Below are 23,298 nucleotides of genomic sequence, written 5' to 3'. Positions count from 1 at the left end.
ATGGCACGCTCTCCTCTCACTCTAGCGGCGGCCGCCACGGCGGCCGTCCCGGATGCCGAGGTGGTCGGCGCTCGACGGCTCACGGCCGGCGGTGGCGGACGGTTCGACTCCGCCGTCGCGACGCTCGTCGACGGCCGCGAGATCGTCGTCCGCGTGGCGAACGAGGACGACGTGGACCAGGAGCTCGCCGCCGAGGTCGTCGCGCTGCGGGCCCTCACGCCCGGCGTGCGGGAGATGCTGCCCTTCCAGGCGCCGGAGTACATCGGCGCGACCGGCATCACCGGCGGGCGCGCCATCGTGACGAGCTTCGTTCCCGGCTACCTCATCGACGCCGTCGAGCTGCCCCCGGGCGAGGGAGCCGCGACCTCGATCGGCCACGCCCTCGCCGCGCTTCACGCACTGCCGCCCTCCGTGGTCCGCTCGGCCGGGCTGCGCGAGCGCACCCCCGAGCAATCCCGCGCCGAGGTCCGCCGCGTCGTCGAGGCGGCCTCGCACAGCGGTCGGCTTCCCGTGCGGCTGACGGTGCGCTGGCGCGACGCCCTCGACGACGACCGCCTCTGGGCGTTCGAGCCGTCCGTGTGCCTCGGCGGCACCCAGGCCGCGTCGTTCCTGTTCACCGACGACGAGCGCCGCGCGCCCCGCGTCTCCGGCGTGCTCGACTGGCACGGCCTCTCGATCGACGACCCCGCGGTCGACCTGCGCTGGGTCGCCTCGGCTCCGGACGCGGCGCGGGACATCTTCCGCGCGTACGGCGAGGCCGCGCACCGCGCCCCCGACGCCGCCGTGCGCGTGCGCGCGCGCCTGCACGCCGAGCTCGAGTTCGCGCGCTGGCTCGTGCACGGGCTCGAGGCGCATCGCTCCGACGTCGTCGACGATGCCGCCGCGCTGCTCGAGTCGCTGGCGGAGGGTGTGAAGGACGACGTGCTGCTCGCCGACATCGACGACGAGGGCCGCACCGACATCGACGACGCGCTCACCGTGCTGGCCAACGTGCCGCAGCGCGCCGAGGCCCCGGCCGTCGACACGTCGATGCAGACCGACGCGTTCGATCCGGATGAGCTCACGCTCGGCCCCGACGCGTCGTGGAGCGACGAGAAGCGGGCGCGCTCGACGGCGGCGGCCCACGAGACGCAGCCGATCGACCCGTCCGAGTTCGTCGGGATCGCGACGACGCCGGACGGCTCCGCACACGACGGGACCGACACGGATGCGATCGCCGTCGCGAAAACCGACGACGCCGGCGACGATCAGACCGCCGAGACCCGCCGTTCGGCCCGCGCGGCGTTCCAGCGCTGGACCAGCTCATCCTCCGAGTAGACCCGGTCGCCGCGGATGACGAGGTCGTCCGCCACGTAGTACAGCGCGACGTCGATCCGCTCCAGGGGCACCCCGTGCCGCCGGTGGTAGGCGACGCGGTACAGCGCGAGCTGGAGCATCCGCTCCTCCTTCTCGGCCGCGGTGCGCGGGGCCTTGCCAGTCTTCCAGTCAACGATCTCGATCCGGCCCTCCCGCTCGTAGACCGCGTCGAGCTTGCAGATCACGATGTGCCCCGGTTCGCCGTCGGCGGCGGGCATCGCGAAGTCGATCTCGGTCTCGACCTCGAGCGGCTTCAGGTGTGCCCACTCGCTGCGCAGGAACGTCTCACGCAGCCGAGAGAGCGCCACCTCGTCCTCGGCCGACACCTCGGTCTCGGGGCCGATTTCGGCGAACGCGTCCTCGCCCCACAGCTCCTCGTCGCTCTCCCAGAGCGCGTCGTCGGTGGACGAGCCGGGGCCGACGATGCCGGAACGCTGCTCGACCCACTGGTGGAACAGCGTGCCGATGCGGGTCTGCGTGTACGGACGTTCGGGCAGCGGCCTGTCGATCTGGGACACCGTGCCGGCGAAGTCGGTCACGTAGTCCTTGAACCGCGACGCCGGGATGCGGGTCGGTGCGGCGAGCAGGCGCCCGCGACCGCGCTCCTCCCGCTCGGCGAGCAGGCGCGCCGCCTGCAGCGTGGGCTCGGCGGGCGCGGTCTCGCGCACAAGCTCGGCGGCCGCGGCGACCGGATCGCGCCGGTGCCCGAGGGGATCGAGCGGCCACTGCCGGGTGAGCGCCGTCCCCTCGTACGGGTTGTCGTCCTTGTCCACCTCGCGGATCGGCTCGAGGCCGAGCTCGTCGATCACGTCGAGCAGGTATGGGCTGGGCTTGCGGGGCGACTTCTGGCCGGCCCAGTGCGCGCCGGTCAGCAGCAGGTCGCCGCGCGCGCGGGTGACCGCGACGTAGGCGAGGCGGCGCTCCTCCTCCTGCTGATACGCGCGGTAGGCGTCCTTGAAGCGCATGAGCGCGCCGCCGTGAGGGTAGGCCTTGGTCTTGCCGGCGGCGAGCGAATCGAGCGCCGCCTTGTGACGCTTGACGGGGTCCTCCCCCGCCTCGACCATCGCCCCGGCGGGGTCCCAGGTGAACCGCGGGAGGGCGGCCGCATCCCCGCGCAGGGAGAAGGGGGCGACGCCGAAGCCGAACCAGCCGGACGTGTCGCTGACGCGGCTCGGCAGTTCGTCGTCGACCATGCGCACGACCGCGACTGCATCCCACTCGAGGCCCTTCGATCCGTGGATCGTCAGCAGCTGCACAACGCCGGGCTCGGGCGGCTCGGTGCGCGGCATGAGCTCGTCGGTCGACTCGGCCTTGTCGAGCCAGGCGAGCAGGCTGCCGATCGTGCCGCGCTCGTCGGCGGAGAGGAAGGCGCGCACCTCGTCGACGAACGCCCGCAGCTGCGTCGACGCGACGCGGGCGGGACCGCGCGTCTCGTTGGCGGCGAGCTCGATGTCGAGGCGCAGCTCGAGCTCGATCAGCCGGATCAGCTCGGGGATCGGCTGCCCCACCGCGCGGCGCAGGCGGGTGAGCATCTCGCCCGCCAGGCGCAGGCGGCGGCGTCCCTCCGGCGTGATGTCCTGCAGCAGCCGGTAGTCGTCGCGGGCCGTGCGGACGAAGTCGACCGCGTCGACGATCGACACCGCCTCATCCGCGCCCGCGGAGCCGCGCAGGCGCGCCTCGAGCTCGTCCGACAGCGGCGTCAGGCCGCCGTCCCGGCGGGCGAGCTCGGTCGCCAGGTCGTACAGGGCCGCCATGTCGGCGACGCCGATACGGAATCGGGGGCCGACGAGCAGCCGGATGAGCGCCGATCCGGCCGTCGGATCGTGAAGCACCCGCAGCATCGCCACCACGTCGGTGACCTCGGGCGTCGTCAGCAGACCGCCGAGTCCCAGGATGCGATGCGGGATGCCCCGGTCGCCGAGGGCCTTGGCGAAGGTCTGCATGTGCTTCTTCGAGCGGAACAGGATCGCGCCGGTGTGGGGCCGTCCCGCGCTGTGCGCCGCGCGCACCTCGGCGAACCATTCGGCCACGGCGGCGGCCTCGTCGTCGACCGTGAGCTCGAACCGGGACGACACCCGCCCCTCGCCCGCCCCGGGGCGCGGCTCGAGTTCGGGCACCGTGAAGCTCCCCCGCCCCTGGAGGGGACGCAGGATGCGGTTCGCGGTGGCGAGGATGCGCTCGTCGTTGCGCCAGCTCGTCATGAGGCTGAAGTGCACGGCGGGAAGCTCGCGGGCGAAGGCCGCGTCGAACGCGTAGAGGTTGTCGGCGCTGGCGCCACGCCAGCCGTAGATCGACTGGTGCGGATCACCGACGGCCATCACTGTCGTGTCGCGGAACAGCTCGGCGAGGAAGCGCGTCTGGATGACCGACGTGTCCTGGTACTCGTCGAGGAGGACGACCCGGTACTGCTCGCGCAGGTCGGCCCGCACCTGAGGAGCCCGCTCGACGATGTCGTAGGCGCCGTTCACCTGGTCGGCGAAGTCGAGCACGCCGCGACGCTCCTTCTCGGCGATGTAGTCGCGAACGAGCTGGACGAGGATGGGCATCGCCAGCAGGTTCGCGGCGGCCTTGTCGACGTCGCCCTTCTCGCGGTACGGCTCGAATGCGGCGGCCTGGTCGAGCGCGACCCGCTGCAGCTCGTCGAGGTCGATGCGGTGATCGAGCACCTCCGCCGCGAGACGCTGCACCGCGTCGACCACGCCGTTGAGGGCGCGGTCGACCTCCTCGAGCCCGGGGATGTCGGCGCGCAGCACCACGTGCCGGGCGATCAGCCACGAGGCCGACTGGCTGAGCATCGCGGCATCCGGGTCGCGTCCGATCCGCGCGGCGTGCTCGCGCACGATCGAGTCGGCGAACGCGTTGTAGGTGCCGACCCGGGGGCGGATCATGAGGTCGTCGACCGTGCGCGGAGCGGCCGGATCCCAGCCGGTGCCGAGCGACGCGGCGAGCCCGTCCAGCACCTCGCGGCGCACCGCCTCACGCTGCGCGGGCGTCGCCGCGGCGGCGACGCGGGCGAGGGCGCCGTCGCGCACGATCTCGTGAACGTGCGGAAGCAGCCCGCGACGCCCGAACTCGTCGATCAGGGCGAGGCGCGCGCCGATGCGCTCGGCGAGCTCGCCCGCCGCCTTGCGGGTGAAGGTGAGGCCGAGGATCTCGTCGCGCCGCACATGCTCGTTGGCGACGAGCCAGACGACGCGTCCCGCCATGGTCTCGGTCTTGCCGCTGCCCGCGCCCGCCACGACGAGCGCGGGGCTCGGCGGCGCCTCGATCACGCGCTGCTGCGCGGGCGTGGGCGTCGGCAGCCCCAGGGCCGCGGCGATGTCCGTCGCCGTGATGCCGTGGCCGCCGTCCCATCCGGAGGCGGGCAGGATCCGCTCGGTCTGCGTCTGCATGCTCATGCGCTCACCGACTCCCCTACGCGCTCACGGAATCGATGGTGTGGATCCGGCACGGCTTCACGAACATCCCCTCGGTGCAGTGGGCGTCGACCTGCGCGATGAAGCTGCTCGCCGACATCCCGCGCGCGGCGTCTGCGACCCGCCGCAGGAACTGCGCGCGCGACTCGTCGACGAGCCGGTGCTGGTGCGCGACGCGGTAGTCGCTCTTGGCGAGCGTCTGCGACACGATCACGAGCCGGGCACCGGCGAGGCCGCCCGCGGGAGCACCCTCGACGAGGCCCTGCTGGACGGCGACCTGATAGGCGGACAGCTGGCCGTGCTGCAGCACGTCGTTGTCGCCGGGCTTCTCGTAGCGGCCGCTCTTCAGGTCGACGACGACCACATGCTCGGCCGCCTCGGTGTCGGCGCAGTCCATCGCCACCCAGCCGCGCGAGCGCCCGGGGCCGTGCTCGCCGGCGCCGACGGGGTACGTCTCGACCCGGTCGATCACGCCGCTGACGATCGCCCGGCGCGGGCCCTCGACCTCGTCGCCGACGTAGACGGGGGGCGGCGAGTCGGGGTCGTCGTCGTCGATCCCGACGGCGAAGCGGAAGGGTGCCTCGGACACCACGTGCGCTCCCCCGTCCGCGCGCACCGCGCGGAGGTACGAATGAAGCCGCTCGACGTAGAGGTCGGCGCGGGCGCGCTCCTTCGTCGCGATCCAGGGCGTCTCGAAGTCGAGCTCGGGCCAGCGCTCGTCGACCACCGAGCGGAGCCCCTCCAGGTCGCCGTCGGGGAAGCGCTCGAGGGCGGCGTGCAGGATCGTGCCGATGCCGGCGCTCGGCGGCGTGACGGTGCTGCCACCGAGGCCGTCGATCACCCAGCCGAGGCCGCACTCCTCGAATGCCTCCATGCGCGAGGGCGACACGCGTGCCGGGCCGGCATCGAGGTCGCGCAGCGGCCGGTCCGTCGACGGTGCGAGCACTCCGTACCACTCGTCGGGGGCTGCACCCGGCACCTGCGCGGTCGCCAGCATGCTGAGCTGTCCCGCGGCCTCGACGCGCTCGCGCGCGTCCGCCGACTCGGTCAGCGTGCGACGGTGCCGGGCGACGAGGCCCCGCAGCGTGAGCGGGTGCGCGGCGCGGTTGTCGTCGTGAGGCGGATCGGGAAGGAACGAGAAGAGCGCGCTCGGCCCGGTGTCGTCGTCGTCGACCGCCGTGACGAGCAGCCGCGCACGGGCGCGGGACACGGCCCGCACGAACAGGCGCAGCTCGTCGTGCATGGCGGCGCGGCGGCGGTCGAGCACCCCGGCGGGCTCGGCGCCGGGCAGCCCCGCGCGGTGCGCGGCGACGGTCTCGGCGAGGCGCCACGACTCGAGCAGCCCGCCGCGCAGGCGGACGTTCGGCCACACGCCGTCCTGGACGCCCGCGATCACGACGGCGTCGAACTCGACGCCCAGCGCGTTCGCCGGCGTCAGCAGCGTCACCGAGCCCGGCCGATCCGGTGCCGAGAGGGTGTCCTCGGGCACGTCGCTGTCGAGGATCTCGCGGATGAACGGGAGCGGCCCCTCCTCGGGGTTGCGCTCCACCGCGCGCTTCGCCGCGGCGAACAGCGCCACGAGGCCGTCGAGGGCGCGGCCCGTCTCGGCGGCGATGGGCCCCTCGCCCTGAGCGGTCTCATGCCACGCGCGCTCGAGCTTGCGGCCGTCGGCGGTGCGCGCCCGGTCCCACACGAGCCAGAGCAGCTCGTGGACCGTGGCACCCCGGGCTCCCTCCTCGTGCAGCAGGCGCAGCGTCTCGGCGAGACGCCGACCGGTGCGGGCCTCGGGGGTGTCGATCAGGTCGAACGCCGCGGGATGCCCGAGGGCCTCGTGCAGCAGCTCGCGGGCCGGCCGGTTGCCGCCGTCCGCGAGTTCCGCGTGGCGCATGTGCGCGCGAAGGCGCCGCAGTCCGACGCCGTCGAGGCCGCCGAACGGCGAGCGCAGCGCCTCGATCAGCAGCTCGGGCTGCCGCTCCGCGTGATCCTGCAGGCCCAGACGCACGATCTCCACGATGTCGTGGACCACCGCTTCACTGCCCAGAGGCCGCTGCACGCCGGCGGCGCGGGTGGGGACCTCCCGGGCCGCGAGCTCGGCCTCGAGCATCGTCAGCTGCCGGGTGTCGTGCGCGATCACCGCCATCCGCGACCAGGGGACGCCGCCCAGCAGGTGCCAGTCGCGCAGCGCCCACGCGATCTGGTCGACCTCCTCGTACGGGGAGGCGGCGAGCCGGGTCTCGACGACCCCGTGCTCCTGCACCTCGGGGCCGGGGGCGCGTCGGTGCGCGACGACGCCGGCCGCGCCGATAGCCTGCGTCACCGAGCGGGTCAGGCGGGTGAGGGCCGGGGCGGCGCGGTGAGCGCCGTCGAGGACGTGTCGCTCGCCGAGCACCGCCGACAGGCGCAGGAACAGCTCGGGCGTGACGCCGCGGAAGGCTCCCGATCCGATGTCGGGGTCGCCGAACGAGAGCACCGCGATGCCGCGCTGTCGCAGTGCCTCGACAACAGCGATGCCGCCGCGGGTGAGCTCCTGCGCGTCGTCGATCAGCACAACCCGCAGGCGCTCGAGCCCGGCGATGACCGCGCCGTCGCGCAGCGCGACGGCGGCCTCGGCGTACAGCTCGGCGACATCGCGATGCGGCGAGCGCATGCCGTCGAGCACGCCGCGGTACTCGCGCATGAAGCGGGCGACAGCGGTCCACGCCGGCACGTCGAGCGAGGTGAGCTCGGCCGGGCCGACGCCGAGCTCGGTCAGCTCGCTCAGGAAGGCGCGCAGCTCGGAGCGGAAGCCCTTGGACGCCCGCACGGGCGCGCCGAGCTCATCCGGCCAGAGCGACAGGCCCTCGCGCTCGTCCTCCTCGTGACCTGCGAGCAGGTCGGCGACGATCCGGTCCTGATCCGCTCCCGTGAGCAGCTTGGGGGGCTCCTCGCCACGGCGCACCGCTTCGGCCCGCACGACCTGGAACGCGAAGGACCCGATCGACCGCGCCAGCGGCCCCGGGGTCGCCACCCGCACCCGGACGCCGAGCTCGTCGCGGAGCCGCGTGGCCGAGACGCGCGTCGGGGTCAGCACCACGAGCTCGTCGGCCGCGACGCCCTCGTCGATGAGGCGCGCGACGCGCTCGACGAGCACCGCCGTCTTGCCCGTGCCGGGCGCCCCGACCACGGTGCCGGAGGCGTCCGCCGGCAGGCTCAGCACCGCGCGCTGAGGCTCGTCCCATTCCGTGACACCCATGCGCTCAACGCTAACCGCGGCCTCCGACACCCGGCCGCTCACGCGAGCGCCAGGGTCGCGCGCGCCGCCCGTGCGAGCTGCACCCCGTAGCCGCGTCCGTGGCCGGCGGCGTGCACCGCGAGCGGGTGCAGCTGGTGCACCGGCACCCGCTCGCGCCAGCCGTCGTGCAGCGGATGCTCCGACGCGTAGCCGGCGAGCATCTCCTCCAGGAACGGTGCCCCGAACAGGGCGAGCATCGCGAGGTCGGTCTCCCGGTGCCCGCCGTGCGCGGCCGGGTCGATCAGCACAACACCGTCCGGCGAGAACAGCACGTTCCCGGCCCACAGGTCGCCGTGGATCCGAGCCGGCGGATCCGCGTCATCGAAGGCGCCCCCGGCGATCAGCGCGCAGGCATCCTCGACGGTGCGACGCTCATCCGCCGTCAGGTTGCCGGCTTCCACCGCGATGCCGAGGAACGGCAGCACGCGGGTGCGGGCGTAGAAGCCGCCCCACCGCTGCTCGCGCGCGTACGCCTGGGGCCGCTTGCCGATGAACCCCGGACCGTTCCAGCCGTCCGGGGCGGCGCCGAAAGCGTCCGCGCCCGCCGCGTGCGTGCGGGCGAGAGCGACCCCGAACCCGCGCGCCGCGCCGGGCGTCGGCGCCGCCTCGCGAATGCGCTCCAGCTCGATCCGTCCCACGTCCACCGAGACGACGCGCGCGATCCGCGCTCCCCCGTCCGTCTCCGCCTCGGCGAGCCAGCGCAGACCGGCCGCCTCCGACTCGAAGAATCCGGCCGGCGCGTCCGCGTTCTCCTTCAGGATGGTCTCGGTCACGCCTCCAGTGTCGCCGCCGTTTCGCTGTCAGCGTTCAGCCGCCTGCCGTGTCGACCCCCTGCCATAGAGTTGTGACACGGCCCCGCTGATCCACCCGAGCGGGCTTCTGGCGCGACGAAAGGCAGTCACCCGTGGACATCCGCATCGGCATCACCAACACCGGCCGCGAGCTCAGCTTCGAGTCGTCGGAGAGCGCCGAGGACGTCAAGACGACCGTCGCCGCGGCCCTCGACAGCGGCCAGAGCCACCTCTCGTTCACGGACGTGAAGGGGAACTCCTACATCGTCCCGACCGCGAACCTCGCGTTCGTCGAGGTCGGCAGCGAGGAGACCCGCCGCGTCGGCTTCGTCGCCTGACGCCGATGTACATCGTCCTCGCGCTCGTGGCCGCCGTCGCGATCGGCGTCGGCATCCACTTCGCCCTGCCGCGCCGCGGCCTGCGGGGCGTGGCGCTCGCTCCCGCCATCGCGGGCGCGACCGCCGCGGTCGTCTACGCGATCTGCACGTGGACCGGCCTCGGCGAGGGGAACCCCGTGACGTGGCTCGTCACGCTCGCGGTCTCGTTCCTGCTCTGCTGGGTCGGCACCGATGCGCTCAGCCGCCTGCGCGCGTCCCGCGATGCCGCGACCGAGAAGCGCCTCGGCCTGGCCTGAACCGATTCGCCCGCTGCGCTCTCAGCCGACGCAGGATCCGGTCGAGACCGGCTCGGTCGCGCCGTCGAGCTGTGCGAGCACCGGCCGCAGCTCGGCGGTCGTCATCGCGTAGCCGACGTTCTGCTGCACCTCGTCCCGCGCGAAGATCACGCCGGCGACGGCGCCTTCGGGCGTGAGCAGCGGGCCGCCGGAGTTGCCCGGGTGCACCGCGGCCGACAGGGCGTAGACCTCGCGCGGCGCGACGGAGCCGCCGTGGATGTCCGTGATGGGAGCGGAGCCCGTCGCCGCGACCGTGGCGGGCACCGTCTTGAACGGTCCCCCGTACGGGAAGCCCTGCACCGCCGCGGGGGCGCCGGGGCTCAGCGTCTCGGCGATCGGCAGGGCGGCCGCCGCGACATCCACGGCGATGACCGCGAGGTCGTCCACCGGATCGAAGTACACGACCCGGCCGTCACGCGCGGGCTCGCCGGGCAGCTCGACGATCGGCGTCTCCACGCCGGCGACCACGTGCGCGTTGGTGACGATGCGGTCCTCGGCGGCCACGAAGCCGGTGCCCGTGAGGCTACGGCTGCAGGAGCTGGCGATGCCTCGGATGCGCGCAACCGACTGCGCCGACGTCCGCAGCGCCGGCAGGCTCGTGTCGACGGACTCGGCGCCGGCGGGCGCCTCCACGTCGCCGAGCAGCCCGTCGATCGTGGGAAGCACGGTCTCGCCAAGCGTCGCGGCGTGAAGGCGCGCCATCGCCTCCGACACCGGAGCCGGCGTCACGCGGTCGATCGTGCGCAGCACGCTCGAGGATGCCACCGAGGACGACACCACGGGGATGCCGGCAGTGGCGATTCCCGAGCCGGTGAGGACGAGGGCCAGGCCCGCGGCGACGACGGCGACGACGCCGCCGAGGAGTCGCTCGACGGCCTTGAGCTTCAGCAGATCCGCGCCGTGGCGGATGACGCGGCCGATCGCCGATCCGAGCGCGGCGCCCAGCGCGAGCAGCGCGACCGCGCTGCCGATCACGGCGAGCGGCCGCCAGCCGGCATCGGTGACCGCACGCGCCACGATCGGCAGGACCCACGGCGCGGCGAGACCGCCGGCGACGAGGCCCGCGAGGGCGCCGAGGGCCGAGAACAGCCCGACGCGCAGGCCGGTGATGAGCGCGGCGATGAGCAGCACCACGATCACGATGTCGACGATGGGGAGCACGCGTTCCTCTCCGGGCGAACGAGCACTCACCGCCCGCCGCTCAGGGTACGGCGCGCGTCTGCGCCGACGCCGTGAGCCGCGCGGATCAGGCGGCCGAGGCCGTGACGGGAGCCCCGCGGTCGAGCTGCGGGAACGCGCGCAGCACCATGTCGACGAGGCGGCCGAGAGGGCGCGTCAGCGGGTCGGTCGCCGGGAGTCCGTGCGCGAGTTCGATCTCGTCGATCGCGTCGCCGATCTCGGCGTCCGTCATCCGCTCGTGGTTGACCGTGATGCCGATCACGCGGGTGTCGGCGAAGGCCTCGATCAGCGCCACCTCGCTCGCCAGGGTCGGCATCGCGACCATCGGGAAGTCGCCGAGCACCTCGCGACGCGGCGCGTGCTGCACGATGACGCCGGCCGGGCGGCTGCCGCGGAGGATGTGCGCCGAGGTGAGGTAGGCCGGGTGGCTGAGGGCGCCCTGCCCCTCCACGATGATGACGTCGGGGTCCTCGCCCTCGAACGCGGCGACGACCTGGTTCTCGACCTCGCCCGAGCAGAACTGCGGCACGAGCGCGTCGAGCGCGACGCCGTAGCGTCCGCCCTGGATGATCGTCGTCTGGCCCGTCCCGACCATCACGGCGTGGATCCCGCGATCGTTCAGTGCCTTCACGAGCAGCGTGGCCGTCGTCCTCTTGCCGATCGCGCCATCCGTGCCGAGCACCGCGATCCGGGGGCAGGTGACGTCGAAGATCCGGCCCGAGAAGAGGTGCAGGTCCTTCTTCTCCCGGGGGCGGCGGATGTCGGTGATCGTCACGTCCGCCAGGATGCTCGCGGCGGCGAACTCCGCGTCGTCGCTGAGGAACTCGTGCAGGCCGTTGATGATGTGCATGCCCCGGGCGATGCCGTCGAGCAGCACAACGCGCTGAGCCGAGGACAGCAGCCCGTCGGCGGGGGCGACGCCGCAGATCAGGTAGTCGGGCACCGTGCCGGCGTGCGCGATAGCCTCGGCGAGATCCGCCAGGATCGGGATGCCCGCGGGCTCGCCGTCGAGGAACGTGCCCGCATCGGCGCCGGCGTGACGGCTGTCGATCACGCTGAGGATCTCGTACTTCTCGGAGTGGCGGACGAGACCGTTGGCGGTCTTTCCGTCCTGCTCGCCGAACTGGCCTTCGCAGTACACGATCGCGGTCGACCCGGTCGGAAGGGCGACGAGCGGCGCCGGAACGACCTCGGGATGGGCGGATGCGGCGTGGATGTCTCGGTCGGCGGGCACGGGTGCCTCCTTGCAGTCACTCACAGAGCGGGCGACTGAAAAACGACGAGGCCCGTGGGGCTGCCGGCAGACGAGAAGTCTTCCCTGATCGCCGGCGAGCTGCCGGCCCTGGCGACGGTACCAGCCGGACATGGGCATCCGCCGGTCTCGGGTGGACGGTCCGCACGCGGGCCCGGTGCGCCCCTCTAGGAGGCGAGACCGAGGGCGTCCATGCGGCGCGCGTGCGCGGCCATCAGGGCCGTGAAGACCGGCTCGACCTTCTTCTCGTCGTCGATGCCGAGGCGCTGCGGGCGCAGCGCCGCCCTTGCCACGAGCAGCGTGTCGCCGACGAGGCGGCGGGCCCACATCGACAGCAGCGAGCGCATCTCGTCGTCGGCGTCGATCGTGGCGCGGATCAGGTCGACGATCAGTTCGCGGTCGCTGTCGACGTTCAGAATGCGCGCGATGCGGCGGCCGGTGTCGCCGTAGCTGGCGGCGAGGGCGCGGTAGAAGTCGTCGAGCATCCCGGCGGTGATGTGCACCGAGAGCATCGTCTCGCGCGGGCGGGCGCCGATCGTCGCGCGACGGAACGTGTCGAGCTGCTCCTGGAACGGGCGCATGATCTCGGCGGGGTCGTCGCCGCGGTCGCGGATCACGTCGATGATCGCGCGGTGCTTGACGAGCGCGGCGCCGGCGGCGAGCGACAGCGCCTCCTTCTCCTCGAGCTCCGGCGTGGCGCGGATGAGGCGGCTGAGGGTCTCGAAGTACCCGAGCTGGAGGTACGCCGCCTGCCCCAGGAACGTCTCGACGGCGGGAGCGAGCTCCTCGAAGTCGACGCGCGTCGCATCGCCCATGTCGCCGCGCGATCGCAGGCGCAGGATCCGCGCGGGCGGACGCTGCTGCCAGAACTTCCAGTTCACCACGCGCTACAGCCTACGGGCCCGGCACGACCGCGTCCGTGAAGGATCATCGCGGGTGCAAGGGCCGTGTCAGGAGGCTCCGGTAGGCTGGTGCGGTCCCCGGCGTCGGATCGGGGCCGCCGCGCCTGGAGCAGACCGAAGGCGTGGACCGCATCTCCCAGGCAGCGCTGGCTGCCGGACAGGCTCGAGCACACATCGTGACCACTTTCACCGACCTCGGCGTCGACCAGGACATCGTCGACGCCCTCGCCGCGAAGGGGATCGTCGACGCGTTCCCCATCCAGGAGCAGACGATCCCGCTCGCCCTCCCGGGCCAGGACCTCATCGGCCAGGCGAAGACCGGCACCGGCAAGACCTTCGGCTTCGGCATCCCCGTGGTGCAGCGCCTCGGCCAGAACCCCGAGCCGGGCGTCAAGGCGCTCATCGTCGTGCCCACCCGAGAGCTCGCCGTGCAGGTGTACGAGGACCTCGACCTGCTGACGTCGAACCGCGCGACGAGCGTCGTCGCGATCTACGGCGGCAAGGCCTACGAGGGCCAGATCGACCAGCTCAAGGCGGGCGCGCAGATCGTCGTCGGCACGCCCGGACGTCTGATCGACCTCGCCGGCCAGCGCCTGCTCGACCTGTCGAACGCGACCGAGGTCGTGCTCGACGAGGCCGACAAGATGCTGGATCTCGGCTTCCTCGCCGACATCGAGAAGATCTTCCAGAAGGTCGCGCAGGTGCGTCACACGCAGCTCTTCAGCGCGACGATGCCCGGCCCGATCGTGGCCCTCGCGCGCCGCTTCATGTCGAACCCGATCCACATCCGCGCGACGGATCCGGACGAGGGCCTGACGCAGGCGAACATCAAGCACATCGTCTACCGCGCGCACTCGCTCGACAAGGACGAGATCATCGCCCGCATCCTGCAGGCGGAGGGCGCGGGAAAGACCGTGATCTTCACCCGCACGAAGCGCGCGGCGCAGCGCCTCGTCGACGAGCTCGGCGACCGCGGATTCAGCGTCGGCGGCGTGCACGGCGACATGGGCCAGGAGCAGCGCGAGCGCTCGATGGCGGCCTTCAAGGCCGGCAAGGTCCAGGTCCTCGTCGCCACGGACGTCGCGGCCCGCGGCATCGACGTCGACGACATCACGCACGTGATCAACCACACGATCCCGGATGACGACAAGACGTACCTCCACCGTGCGGGCCGCACCGGCCGCGCCGGCAAGACGGGCATCGCCGTGACGTTCGTCGACTGGGACGACCTGCACAAGTGGGCGCTCATCAACCGCGCCCTCGAGTTCGGTCAGCCCGAGCCGACCGAGACCTACTCCTCGAGCCCGCACCTGTACACCGACCTGAACATCCCGGCCGGCACGAAGGGCCGTCTCACGACCGCCCCGAAGTCGGAGCGCCCGCGCCCCGAGCGTCGCTCGCAGGGCGGCGAGGGCCGAGGAGGCGACCGCGGCGGACGCACGCGCACGCGCCGCCCCGCAGGCGCGACCGGCACCGCGACCGAGCCGGTGGCCGAACACGGCCAGCCCGCCACGCCGACCGAGCAGGTCGAGGGCTCCGGCACGCACGACGGCGAAGGCAAGGAGCACCACGACGGCAAGCCCGCCCCGGCGCGCCGCCGCCGTCGTCGTCGCCCCTCGGGTCAGAGCCCGCAGGGAGCTTGATCTTCTCCCGCTTCGCGGGGTAGTCAGCGCACGTCATCGATCGCTCGCCCGGCACAGTGCTTTTTCGGGCCGCGCGCTGATCGATCGCTCACCCGACGCCGTGCTTTCCGGGCCGCGCGCTGATCGATCACTCGCCCGACGCCGTGCTTTCCGGGCCGCGCGCTGATCGATCACTCGCCCGACGCCGTGCTTTCCGGGCCGCGCGCTGATCGATCGCTCACCCGACGCTCCGCGCCGGGACTCGTGCTCGATGGACGTCGCTGACGCTCCGTCCGGGCGCGCTGGTTGGTCGCTCCGCTCCACGCTCGCTTCGCTCGCAGAGGGGGCACAGCCGCGCCCGCCCGACGGGCGCTCTACGCCGGGTAGACCGGCGGGGTGCCCGTCGCGCGGGCGATGATGCGCGCGACCATGGCGTCGCTCGTCGTGTTCTCGCCCGGGAGGTTCGGCTTGCCCCGGCCGTGGTAGTCGCTCGACCCCGTGACGATGAGGTCGCGGTCGGCCGCGATGCGGCGCAGGATCCGCTTTCCGTCCGCGGTGTTCTCGCGGTGGTCGATCTCGAACCCGGCGAGCCCCGCGTCGATCAGCGCGTGCAGCACCGACTCCGGCATCATCCGCGACCGACCGTGGGGCGTGGGGTGCGCGATGATCACGACTCCCCCGGCCGCCGTGACCAGCTCGACGACGCGGAACGGGTCGGGGGCGTAATGGGGCTCGTAGTAGCCCTCGCGGGGATGCAGGATGCCGTCGAAGGCCTCTCCGCGATCGCGGGCGAGCCCACGCGCAACGAGGGCGTCGGCGATGTGCGGGCGTCCCACGGTCGCATCCAGCGTCGTCTGGGCGAGCACGTCCTCCCACGTGAGGTCGTAGTCGCGGGCGATGTTCGCCACGATCCGCTCGGCACGGCCCATCCGATCGCCGCGGATACGCTCCGTCTCGGCCCGCAGCTCCGGATCGTCCGGATCGAACAGGTACGAGAGCAGGTGGACGCTGCGCCACTCGTGCTTCGCCGAGAACTCCATGCCGGGAAGCAGCGTCATGCCGAGCGACGTCGCCGCCTCCGCCGCCTCCGCCCATCCGGCCGTCGTGTCGTGGTCGGTGAGCGCGACGGTGCGCAGCCCGTGACGGTGCGCCGCGGCCATCACGTCCGCCGGCGGCTCGGTGCCGTCCGAGCGCGTGGAGTGGAGGTGCAGGTCGCTGGGGCCCCTGAACCGCTCGCCTCCGACATCGCCCACAGGCCGATCGTAGTCCGGATGGCGACGGGCCCCCACACACGCGATACACGCGTCGGTTTCGCCGGTTTCTCAGCGGAGCAACTTAGGGTCGAAGGCGTGCTGCGCGTGTTGGGGATCCTCGTGACGGTGCTGTTCGCCATCGCGACGGCACTGGTGTCATGGCCGCAGTTCTTCCGCCTCGAGCAGACGATGCCGTTCGCTCACATCGTGTCGATGCGCGGCATCCTGGTGGCGGCGTTCGCGATCCTGACCGTCCTCTTCCTGCTGATGGCGCTCGCCCGCCCGATGCGCGGCTTCGCCATGTCGATGGCCCTCGTCGCGGCCCTCGGGGCGACCGCCGGCGGCGTCACGCTGGGCGTGCGCGGCTACGGCGACACGCTTCCGGAGGCGACGGAGACCAGCGTGCGCGTCATGACCTGGAACACCGCGGGCGATGCGACCGGCGCCTATCAGATCGCGCAGTCGGCGGTCGCGATGGACGCCGACATCATCGCGCTGCCCGAAACGGCGCAGAACGTGGGCGAGGACGTCGCGATCGAGATGCGCGAGCTCGGGCGCCCGATGTGGGTGCATCACGTGCAGTACAACGAGGAGATCGAGCGCGGTCCGCAGTCGTGGGTGACGACCATCCTGATCTCCCCCGATCTCGGCGACTACGCGGTCATCGAGTCATCCGACGACGGCTCGAGCAACACCGCCCTGCTGCCGAGCGCGGTCGTCATGCCGGTCGACGGCACCGGCCCGACGGTGGTCGCGGTGCACGCGATCGCTCCGCGGCCGGCGTACATGGACGTCTGGCGCAACGATCTCCGCTGGATCGCGGATCAGTGCCCCGAGGGCGAGAACGTGATCATCGCGGGCGACTTCAACGCCACGCTCGACCACATGGCCTCGCTCGCCGCGGGCGGCGCCGACCTCGGCTACTGCCACGACGCGGCGGCGGAGACGGGCAACGGCGGCGTGGGGACATGGCCCACGGACGTGCCCGCGCTGCTGTCGGCGCCGATCGACCACGTGATGCACTCCGACGCGTGGCGCGCGACCGGATCCATCGTGCTCACCAACCTCGACGGCGCCGGTGGCGACCACCGGCCGCTCGTCGTGCAGCTCGAGCCGGTCGGCTAGCTAGGCGCGGCGCACGAGGCGGGCGATCAGGCGCCAGCCGATCAGGAACACCGCCAGGTTGATCGCCGCGACGATGATGAACGCCACGGCCGCCGTCCCGCCCGCGGCGACCCGCAGCACCATCCCGATGACGAGGGTCGCGAACCACACCATCCCGCCGGCCAGGATGCCCGTCGCAGGAGTGCGCGTCAGCAGGATCACGGCCCAGCCGATGAGCATCCCGACCGCGAACGGCCACGCGGTGACGAGGGACGCGGGATCGAACACCGGCTCGGCGTGCGTCGCCCGCCCGATCGCCAGGAACACCAGCACGAGCACGAGGTCGATCGCGAAGGCGAGGGCGGGATGCGGGGCACGGGCGGGAGCGCTGGTCACTCCCCCAGGGTAGGTCGGCTGCCTGTGCCGGGTGAGAGACTGGAAGGCATGAGCGACGCCACCGAGACCACCGAGACCGCGGCCGAGAAGCAGCCCCAGGGCGTGACGAACCGCCGCCAGCCGTACCCGCAGGGGTTCCTCGACACGATCTCGCAGGGCTGGGCCGAGCGCCCCGAGCAGCGTCCGGCGCTGCGCGAGCAGGCCCTGTTCGCCGCCGCCCGCCGCGCCGCGGTGTCGGCCGCGTTCCCGGGCCAGCGCCTCGTCGTCCCGGCGGGCCCGCTCAAGCAGCGCAGCAACGACACCGATTACCCGTTCCGCGTTCACTCCGCCTTCGCGCATCTGACCGGATGGGCCTCCGACTCCGAGCCCGAATCGCTGCTCGTGTTCGAGCCGACCGACGGCGGCCACGAGATCACGCTGTACTTCCGCGAGCGCGCCGACCGCACGACGGCCGAGTTCTACTCCGACGCCACGATCGGCGAGTTCTGGATCGGCCCGCGCCCCGCGCTTCCCGGCGTCGCCGGGGAGCTCGGCGTGGCGACCGCGCATGTCGACACGTTCGAATCGCGAGAGGGCGACCTCGTCGTCGACCAGGACGAGGAGCTGACCCGCTTCGTGTCCGAGCTGCGGCTGCGCAAGGACGAGTACGAGGTCGCGCAGATGCGCCTCGCGGTCAAGGTCACGGCCGACGGCTTCGACGACATCGTCCGCGAGCTGCCGCGCGTCATCGAGCACCCCCGCGGCGAGCGGATCGTCGAGGGAGTGTTCCACCAGCGCGCCCGCAGCGACGGCAACTGGGAGGGCTACGACACGATCGCCGCCTCGGGCCCGCACGCGTGCTACCTGCACTGGACCCGCAACGACGGGGCCGTGCTTCCCGGCGACCTCATCCTGGTCGACGCCGGCGCCGAGGTCGACAGCCTGTACACGGCCGACATCACGCGCACGCTCCCCGTCAGCGGCACCTTCACGCCGATCCAGCGCAAGATCTACGAGACCGTCCGCGAGGCGGCCGACGCCGCGTTCGCCGCGGCGAAGCCCGGGGTGAAGTTCCGCGAGGTGCACGAGGCCGCCATGCAGGTGCTCGCCCGCCGCACGGCGGAGTGGGGCCTGCTGCCGGTCACGGCCGAGGAGGCCCTCGACGCCGACAAGGGCGGCCACCACCGCCGGTACATGGTGCACGGCACGAGCCACCACCTCGGCATCGACGTCCACGACTGCGCGCAGGCGCGCCGCGAGATGTACTACGACGGCCTGCTTGAGCCCGGCATGGTGTTCACGATCGAGCCCGGCCTGTACTTCCAGATCGACGACGTGACGGTGCCCGAGGAGTATCGCGGCATCGGCGTGCGCATCGAGGACGACATCCTGATGACCGAGGACGGCCCCGTCAACCTGTCGGCGGACATCCCGCGCACGGCCGACGAGGTCGAGGCCTGGATCGCACGGCTGCGCGCCTGACCCGCCCGCGTCTCAGCGGACGAAGGCCGACAGGATGGGCGCGAGCTCGGCGCCGATCCTGTCGGCCGGACGCTTGCGCCCCTTCACCTCGAACGAGTGATTGCCGCCCTCGATCCACTCGACGCGCGCGTCGCGGCACGTCGCGACCACCTCGCGGAACTGATCGAGCGGCTGGATGAACGGGTCGAGGTCGCCCTCGACGAACAGCTGCGGCTGCGCGACCTGCGGCAGGTGCTCGGCACGCGGCTTCTCGGGCTTTCCCGGCGCGTGCAGCGGGTAGCCGAGGTAGATCAGCCCCGCGACGGGGAGGTCTCCCTCCGCGGCGGCCATCGAGGCCATCCGTCCGCCGTAGGACTTGCCCGCCGCCCAGACCGGCAGTCCCTCGCTCTCGGCGTGGGCGGCCACCGCCCGCCACGTCGCGATCGCGTCGGCCGGGCGCCCCGGCATCCGCCGGCCCGCCTCGACGTACGGGAAGTTGAACCGCATCACGGTGACGCCGCCATCGGCGAGCGCGGCCGCGAGGCCGGCGAGGAACGGATGCCGCATGCCGGCGCCGGCGCCGTGCGCGAGCACAAGCACCGCCCGGGCGTCGGCGGCCGGGTCTACCGCGAGCGTCACGTCTACCGGCCCGGACGCGAGCGGCACCTCGAGGGTCGACTCGGTCGCGCTCACGCGCGGTCGGGATCCTTCGGGGCGTCGCCGTCGTCGCGGCGCGAGCCCGACGCGTCGCCCTCGGGCGTCCAGGCCTGCGGCTCGGGCTCGGGCGCCGGAGCGACGTGCGGCTCGGGGGCGACGTGCGATTCCGGCGTCGGCCGCTGCGCGGGCGCGGCGGGATCGATCCGCACCCCGTAGCGCGGGGGCTCCTGCGACACGGGCGGGGCGACGACGGCGGCCTCGGGGGCGGGACGCGGCGCGGCGGTCGCGCCCATCACCTGGCGCGCCTTGGCGACGCTGCGCGGAAGCACCGTGACCTCGTAGTGATCGGCGGAGACCTGCATCACGCTCGCGAAGTCACGACGACGGCGCAAGATCGAGTACGCGATGAGGCGGAACAGCATGCCGAGGGCGATGCCGACGAGCAGGTAGCCCGCGAACATCGAGATCGGGACCCCGGGCGTCCAGATCGCGAGCATCGCCGCGAACAGCAGGCCGAGGAGCACGCCGTTGACCGCGCCCGACCAGGCGGCCTGCGCGTAGCCGAGCCGGCCCGTGACCTTCTCCACCGAGCGCAGCGCCGTGCCGACGATCGCGATGTCAGCGGCGGGGATGTCCGACGAGATCAGCTTCGACACCGCCTTCTGCGCCGCGTCGTAGTCCTTGAAGCTCGCCACCGTCTGCCCGACCTCGAACGGCTTGTTCAGCCCGCTCACCATGCTCACTTCGACTCACTCCGTTCGCTCAGTGCATCGCACCGCGACTCGTTCCGTCCGCTCATGCATCGCACCGCGCCATTCTCGCACGCGGCCTCCCCACGACACGGCGCGTTCGCTCGCGGCGCGATCGGCCCGTGCCGAGGCGGCTCGTGCCGCCGGGGGCGCGGACTACGCTGGGAGGCATGAGCACGCAGAGGGTTTTCGCGGCGCGGCTGGCCGGCTGCCCCGTCTTCGACCCCGCGGGCGACCGGCTCGGCAAGGTCCGGGACGTCGTCGTCGTGTATCGAAGTAAGGCCGCGCCCCGCGTGATCGGCCTCGTGTGCGAGATCCCCGGCCGTCGGCAGGTGTTCGTGAACATCGGCCGGGTCACCTCCATCTCCTCGGGACAGGTCATCACCACCGGCCTGATCAACGTGCGCCGGTTCCAGCCGCGCGCCGATGAGGTGCGCGTGCTCGCCGAGGTCGTCGGCCGCCGCGTGCACTTCGTGGACGGCAGCGGCTCGGCCGTGATCGAGGACGTCGGGATCGAGCCGAACCGCGTCGGCGAGTGGGCGATCGGGCAGCTGTTCCTGCGCAAGCCGAAGACCAGCGCGTCTCCGTTCGCGAAGGGACCCACGACGTTCGCGACGTGGCACGAGGTGCGAGAGCACCACGCCCCCGGCGAGGCGCAGTCGGCCGAGGCCCTCGCGGCGAGCTATGCCGAGCTGCGTCCCGCCGACCTGGCGAACACGCTGCTCGACCTGCCGGAGGAGCGCATGCTCGAGGTCGCCGAGGAGCTCTCGGACGAGCGCCTCGCCGACGCGCTCGAGGAGATGCCCGAGGAGGAGCAGGCGCACATCCTGGAGAAGCTCGGCGACGAGCGCGCCGCCGACGTCCTCGACGCGATGGATCCGGATGATGCGGCCGACCTGCTCGCCGAGCTCGAGCCGGAGCGCTCCGAGGAGCTGCTGCAGCTCATGGAGCCGGAGGAGGCCGAAGACGTCCGCATGCTGCTGCGCTACGGCGCGGACACCGCGGGCGGTCTGATGACCCCCGAGCCGATCATCATGTCGGCCGACGCGACCATCGCGGAGGCCCTCGCGACGATCCGCCGTCACGAACTGCATCCGGCCCTCGCGGCGAGTGTGTTCGTGACCCTGCCGCCGTACGAGACGCCCACCGGCCGCTTCCTGGGCGCGGTGCACTTCCAGCGCATGCTGCGCTACCCGCCGCACGAGCGGATCGGCGCGATCCTCGACGACACGATCGAGCCCGTGCTGGTGACGTCGAGCGCGGCCGAGGTCGCGCGCCACCTGGCGAGCTACGACCTCGTGTCGCTCCCCGTCGTCGACCAGGCGCGGCGCCTCGTGGGCGCGATCAGCGTCGACGACATGCTCGACTACCTGCTTCCCGACGACTGGCGCTCGCACGACACCGACGCGCCGCTGCCTCCCGCGCCCGGGACCGGCACGATCCCGACGGTGGGGCTCGGATGATGGCCGGGCGCGACATGTCGCGGCCGGACGTGGTGCGCGGGCGCACGCCGATGCTCGCTCCGTCGACCACACGCGACCGCGACCGCTTCGGCCGCGCGACCGAGTGGATCGCCCGTGCGATGGGCACGCCGGCGTTCCTGATCGGACTGACGCTGTTCGTGCTGCTCTGGATGGTGTGGAACTCGGTGACCCCCGAAGGGCTGCGGTTCGACTCCGCCGACCTCGGTTTCACCGCCCTGACGCTCGCCCTCTCGCTGCAGGCGTCGTACGCGGCTCCGCTCATCCTGCTCGCCCAGAACCGGCAGGATGACCGCGACCGCGTGCAGATCGAGCAGGATCGTCAGCGCGCCGAGCGCAACCTCGCCGACACCGAGTACCTCGCGCGCGAGATCGTCGCGCTGCGCCTGGCGCTGGACGACATCGAGGACCGCGTCGTGAACCGCGAGGTGCTGCGGGAGGAGCTGAAGGCGATGCTCGAGCAGCTCGACTCCCGCGACGCCCGGCGCCGCGACGACGCCGACGCCCCGGCGCCCGAGGGATCGTGACGGACGCGACGCTCGTCGAGCGGGTTCGTGAGGCGGTCGGCCGGGTCTCCGATCCCGAGCTGCGCCGCCCGCTGTCCGAGCTCGACATGGTGCGGGGCGTCGAGGCCGAGGGCGCGGATGTGCGCGTCGGCATCGCTCTGACGATCGTCGGATGCCCCGCCGCCGACCGCATCGAGTCGGACGTCCGGCGGGCGGCCGAGTCGGTCGAGGGCGTCGGCGCGGTGACGATCGACGTCGGCGTGATGACCCCGGCCGAGCGCACGGCGCTGACGTCGCGCCTGCGGCCGGTGCGCGGGATGCCGTTCGGCCCGGAGTCGCTCACCCGCGTCATCGCGGTCACCAGCGGCAAGGGCGGGGTCGGCAAGTCGACCGTCACGGCGAACCTCGCCGTGGCGCTCGCGCAGCGCGGCCTGGCGGTCGGCCTGATCGACGCAGACGTGCACGGGTTCTCGATCCCTCCCCTGCTCGGACTGGCGAAGGACGGCGAGATCGCGCAGCCCACACGCGTCGACCAGCTGATGCTGCCCCCCGTCGCCCACGGTGTGAAGGCGATCTCGATCGGGATGTTCCTGCAGGACGACGGCACCGGATCCGGCGCGCGCACCGGCGCCGTGGCGTGGCGCGGACCCATGCTCCACCGCACCGTCCAGCAGTTCCTGACCGACGTGTACTTCGGCGACCTCGACGTGCTGCTGCTCGACATGCCCCCTGGGACGGGAGACGTGGCGATCTCGGTCGGTCAGCTGCTGCCCCACGCGGACGTCCTGGTCGTGACCACGCCGCAGGCGGCGGCCTCCGACGTCGCCGTCCGCAGCGGTCTCGTCGCGCGGCAGACCGGCCAGCGGGTGATCGGCGTCGTCGAGAACATGGCGGCGATGACGCTTCCCGACGGCACCGTGATGGACCTATTCGGCTCGGGTGGCGGCGCCGAAGTGGCCGCAGCCCTGTCCGCGGACGGCGACCACAACGTGCCCGTGCTGGCGTCGATCCCGCTCAGCCCCGCCCTGCGCGCCTCGGGCGACGCCGGCGATCCGATCGTCGTCGCGCATCCGGATGACCCCGCCGCCATGGAGGTCGCGCGCCTCGCGGAGCGCATCGCCTCCCAGCCCCGCCGCCTCGCTGGCCGCCTGCTGCCTTTCGCCCCCGCGCGCTGATTCTTCGCTCACGCCTCCCATCTCGACTCGCTTCGCTCGCTCGATAACCGTCCCCGGTTGCTGAGCGAGCGAAGC

At 72.8% G+C, this 23,298-nt stretch carries 19 protein-coding genes; 9 read left to right on the top strand and 10 right to left on the bottom strand.

The annotated features are described in order from the left end of the window. Positions 1-1,317, top strand: a complete 1,317-nt coding sequence (locus tag IR155_RS03815; protein WP_135113362.1) for a phosphotransferase — start codon at positions 1-3, stop codon at positions 1,315-1,317. Here the strand turns inward: IR155_RS03815 and IR155_RS03810 are convergent. The 3 genes from IR155_RS03810 to IR155_RS03800 are packed head-to-tail and all read right to left on the bottom strand — an operon-like array spanning position 1,248 to position 8,816. Further along, on the bottom strand, positions 1,248-4,748 hold the full coding sequence (locus IR155_RS03810) for an ATP-dependent DNA helicase (protein ID WP_135113472.1): 3,501 nt from the start codon (positions 4,746-4,748) through the stop codon (positions 1,248-1,250). The two genes, IR155_RS03815 and IR155_RS03810, sit on opposite strands and share 70 nt — an antisense overlap. A 22-nt stretch (positions 4,749-4,770) precedes the next feature. Continuing rightward, positions 4,771-8,004 (bottom strand): ATP-dependent DNA helicase, encoded by a 3,234-nt coding sequence (locus IR155_RS03805; RefSeq protein ID WP_135113361.1) that lies wholly within the window; start codon positions 8,002-8,004, stop codon positions 4,771-4,773. A 38-nt stretch (positions 8,005-8,042) separates the two neighbouring features. Continuing rightward, a complete protein-coding gene (locus IR155_RS03800; protein WP_135113359.1) occupies positions 8,043-8,816 on the bottom strand; it encodes a fructosamine kinase family protein in 774 nt (257 codons plus the stop codon). Between the two features lie 131 nt (positions 8,817-8,947). On the opposite strand from IR155_RS03800, the gene IR155_RS03795 reads away from it, so the two are divergent. Beyond that, positions 8,948-9,172 carry a DUF3107 domain-containing protein gene (locus IR155_RS03795; RefSeq protein WP_135113357.1) on the top strand — a complete coding sequence of 75 codons (225 nt, stop codon included), beginning with the start codon at positions 8,948-8,950 and terminating at the stop codon, positions 9,170-9,172. A 5-nt stretch (positions 9,173-9,177) separates the two neighbouring features. Beyond that, positions 9,178-9,468 carry a hypothetical protein gene (locus IR155_RS03790; RefSeq protein ID WP_135113355.1) on the top strand — a complete coding sequence of 97 codons (291 nt, stop codon included), beginning with the start codon at positions 9,178-9,180 and terminating at the stop codon, positions 9,466-9,468. 21 nt (positions 9,469-9,489) lie between these two features. On the opposite strand, the gene IR155_RS03785 is transcribed toward IR155_RS03790, so the two are convergent. The 3 genes from IR155_RS03785 to IR155_RS03775 form a co-directional block, all read right to left on the bottom strand. Beyond that, positions 9,490-10,668: a MarP family serine protease gene (locus tag IR155_RS03785; RefSeq protein ID WP_135113354.1), complete on the bottom strand. Its 1,179-nt coding sequence runs from the start codon at positions 10,666-10,668 to the stop codon at positions 9,490-9,492. An 85-nt stretch (positions 10,669-10,753) separates the two neighbouring features. Beyond that, positions 10,754-11,920 carry a DUF1611 domain-containing protein gene (locus tag IR155_RS03780; RefSeq protein ID WP_233441091.1) on the bottom strand — a complete coding sequence of 389 codons (1,167 nt, stop codon included), beginning with the start codon at positions 11,918-11,920 and terminating at the stop codon, positions 10,754-10,756. Positions 11,921-12,105: 185 nt separating this feature from the next. Next, positions 12,106-12,822: a ferritin-like fold-containing protein gene (locus IR155_RS03775; protein ID WP_135113352.1), complete on the bottom strand. Its 717-nt coding sequence runs from the start codon at positions 12,820-12,822 to the stop codon at positions 12,106-12,108. A 194-nt stretch (positions 12,823-13,016) separates the two neighbouring features. Here IR155_RS03775 and IR155_RS03770 point away from each other — a divergent pair, with 194 nt between their 5' ends. After that, positions 13,017-14,483, top strand: coding sequence for a DEAD/DEAH box helicase (locus IR155_RS03770; RefSeq protein ID WP_135113350.1), 1,467 nt, complete (start codon positions 13,017-13,019; stop codon positions 14,481-14,483). A 353-nt stretch (positions 14,484-14,836) separates the two neighbouring features. Here the strand turns inward: IR155_RS03770 and IR155_RS03765 are convergent, their stop codons facing one another. Beyond that, the gene (locus IR155_RS03765) at positions 14,837-15,715 is read right to left on the bottom strand and encodes a PHP domain-containing protein (protein ID WP_135113348.1); all 879 of its coding nucleotides are present in this window, start codon (positions 15,713-15,715) and stop codon (positions 14,837-14,839) included. A gap of 96 nt (positions 15,716-15,811) precedes the next feature. Here IR155_RS03765 and IR155_RS03760 point away from each other — a divergent pair, with 96 nt between their 5' ends. After that, entirely contained in the window at positions 15,812-16,840 is a 1,029-nt protein-coding gene (locus tag IR155_RS03760; protein WP_135113346.1) for an endonuclease/exonuclease/phosphatase family protein, read from the top strand. Here IR155_RS03760 and IR155_RS03755 read toward each other — a convergent pair whose 3' ends face one another. Beyond that, a complete protein-coding gene (locus IR155_RS03755; protein ID WP_135113345.1) occupies positions 16,841-17,215 on the bottom strand; it encodes a DUF3054 domain-containing protein in 375 nt (124 codons plus the stop codon). A gap of 48 nt (positions 17,216-17,263) precedes the next feature. On the opposite strand from IR155_RS03755, the gene IR155_RS03750 reads away from it, so the two are divergent. Next, complete coding sequence (locus IR155_RS03750; protein ID WP_135113343.1) at positions 17,264-18,676, top strand: aminopeptidase P family protein; 1,413 nt, start codon at positions 17,264-17,266, stop codon at positions 18,674-18,676. 12 nt (positions 18,677-18,688) lie between these two features. On the opposite strand, the gene IR155_RS03745 is transcribed toward IR155_RS03750, so the two are convergent. Together IR155_RS03745 and IR155_RS03740 are read right to left on the bottom strand one after the other, a co-directional pair. Next, positions 18,689-19,348: an alpha/beta hydrolase family protein gene (locus IR155_RS03745; RefSeq protein WP_135113341.1), complete on the bottom strand. Its 660-nt coding sequence runs from the start codon at positions 19,346-19,348 to the stop codon at positions 18,689-18,691. Beyond that, positions 19,345-20,049 carry a general stress protein gene (locus tag IR155_RS03740; protein ID WP_228066619.1) on the bottom strand — a complete coding sequence of 235 codons (705 nt, stop codon included), beginning with the start codon at positions 20,047-20,049 and terminating at the stop codon, positions 19,345-19,347. Before IR155_RS03740 ends, IR155_RS03745 begins: the two co-directional genes overlap by 4 nt. A gap of 182 nt (positions 20,050-20,231) precedes the next feature. On the opposite strand from IR155_RS03740, the gene IR155_RS03735 reads away from it, so the two are divergent. From IR155_RS03735 to IR155_RS03725, 3 genes are read left to right on the top strand one after another with little or no spacing between them, the layout of a single operon-like run. Beyond that, positions 20,232-21,524, top strand: a complete 1,293-nt coding sequence (locus tag IR155_RS03735) for a magnesium transporter MgtE N-terminal domain-containing protein (RefSeq protein ID WP_135113339.1) — start codon at positions 20,232-20,234, stop codon at positions 21,522-21,524. Beyond that, positions 21,521-22,069 carry a DUF1003 domain-containing protein gene (locus IR155_RS03730; protein ID WP_135113337.1) on the top strand — a complete coding sequence of 183 codons (549 nt, stop codon included), beginning with the start codon at positions 21,521-21,523 and terminating at the stop codon, positions 22,067-22,069. The genes IR155_RS03735 and IR155_RS03730 overlap by 4 nt, the downstream gene beginning before the upstream one ends. Then, positions 22,063-23,223: an Mrp/NBP35 family ATP-binding protein gene (locus tag IR155_RS03725; RefSeq protein WP_135113335.1), complete on the top strand. Its 1,161-nt coding sequence runs from the start codon at positions 22,063-22,065 to the stop codon at positions 23,221-23,223. The genes IR155_RS03730 and IR155_RS03725 overlap by 7 nt, the downstream gene beginning before the upstream one ends. Positions 23,224-23,298: the final 75 nt, after the last annotated feature.

It is taken from the genome of Microbacterium paludicola, assembly GCF_015235415.1.
In the GTDB taxonomy this organism is placed as follows: Bacteria; Actinomycetota; Actinomycetes; order Actinomycetales; family Microbacteriaceae; genus Microbacterium; species Microbacterium paludicola.
The sequence above is the reverse complement of the archived record's forward strand: the minus strand, read 5'-3'. Positions and strand labels throughout refer to the sequence as shown.

Excerpts from the sequence above, each read along its gene's own strand:
- IR155_RS03740 (WP_228066619.1), bottom strand. The coding sequence starts at position 20,049 with ATGGTGAGCGGGCTGAACAAGCCGTTCGAGGTCGGGCAGACGGTGGCG.
- IR155_RS03730 (WP_135113337.1), top strand. The coding sequence starts at position 21,521 with ATGATGGCCGGGCGCGACATGTCGCGGCCGGACGTGGTGCGCGGGCGC.
- IR155_RS03735 (WP_135113339.1), top strand. The coding sequence starts at position 20,232 with ATGAGCACGCAGAGGGTTTTCGCGGCGCGGCTGGCCGGCTGCCCCGTC.
- IR155_RS03805 (WP_135113361.1), bottom strand. The coding sequence starts at position 8,004 with ATGGGTGTCACGGAATGGGACGAGCCTCAGCGCGCGGTGCTGAGCCTG.
- IR155_RS03810 (WP_135113472.1), bottom strand. The coding sequence starts at position 4,748 with ATGCAGACGCAGACCGAGCGGATCCTGCCCGCCTCCGGATGGGACGGC.
- IR155_RS03750 (WP_135113343.1), top strand. The coding sequence starts at position 17,264 with ATGAGCGACGCCACCGAGACCACCGAGACCGCGGCCGAGAAGCAGCCC.
- IR155_RS03790 (WP_135113355.1), top strand. The coding sequence starts at position 9,178 with ATGTACATCGTCCTCGCGCTCGTGGCCGCCGTCGCGATCGGCGTCGGC.
- IR155_RS03815 (WP_135113362.1), top strand. The coding sequence starts at position 1 with ATGGCACGCTCTCCTCTCACTCTAGCGGCGGCCGCCACGGCGGCCGTC.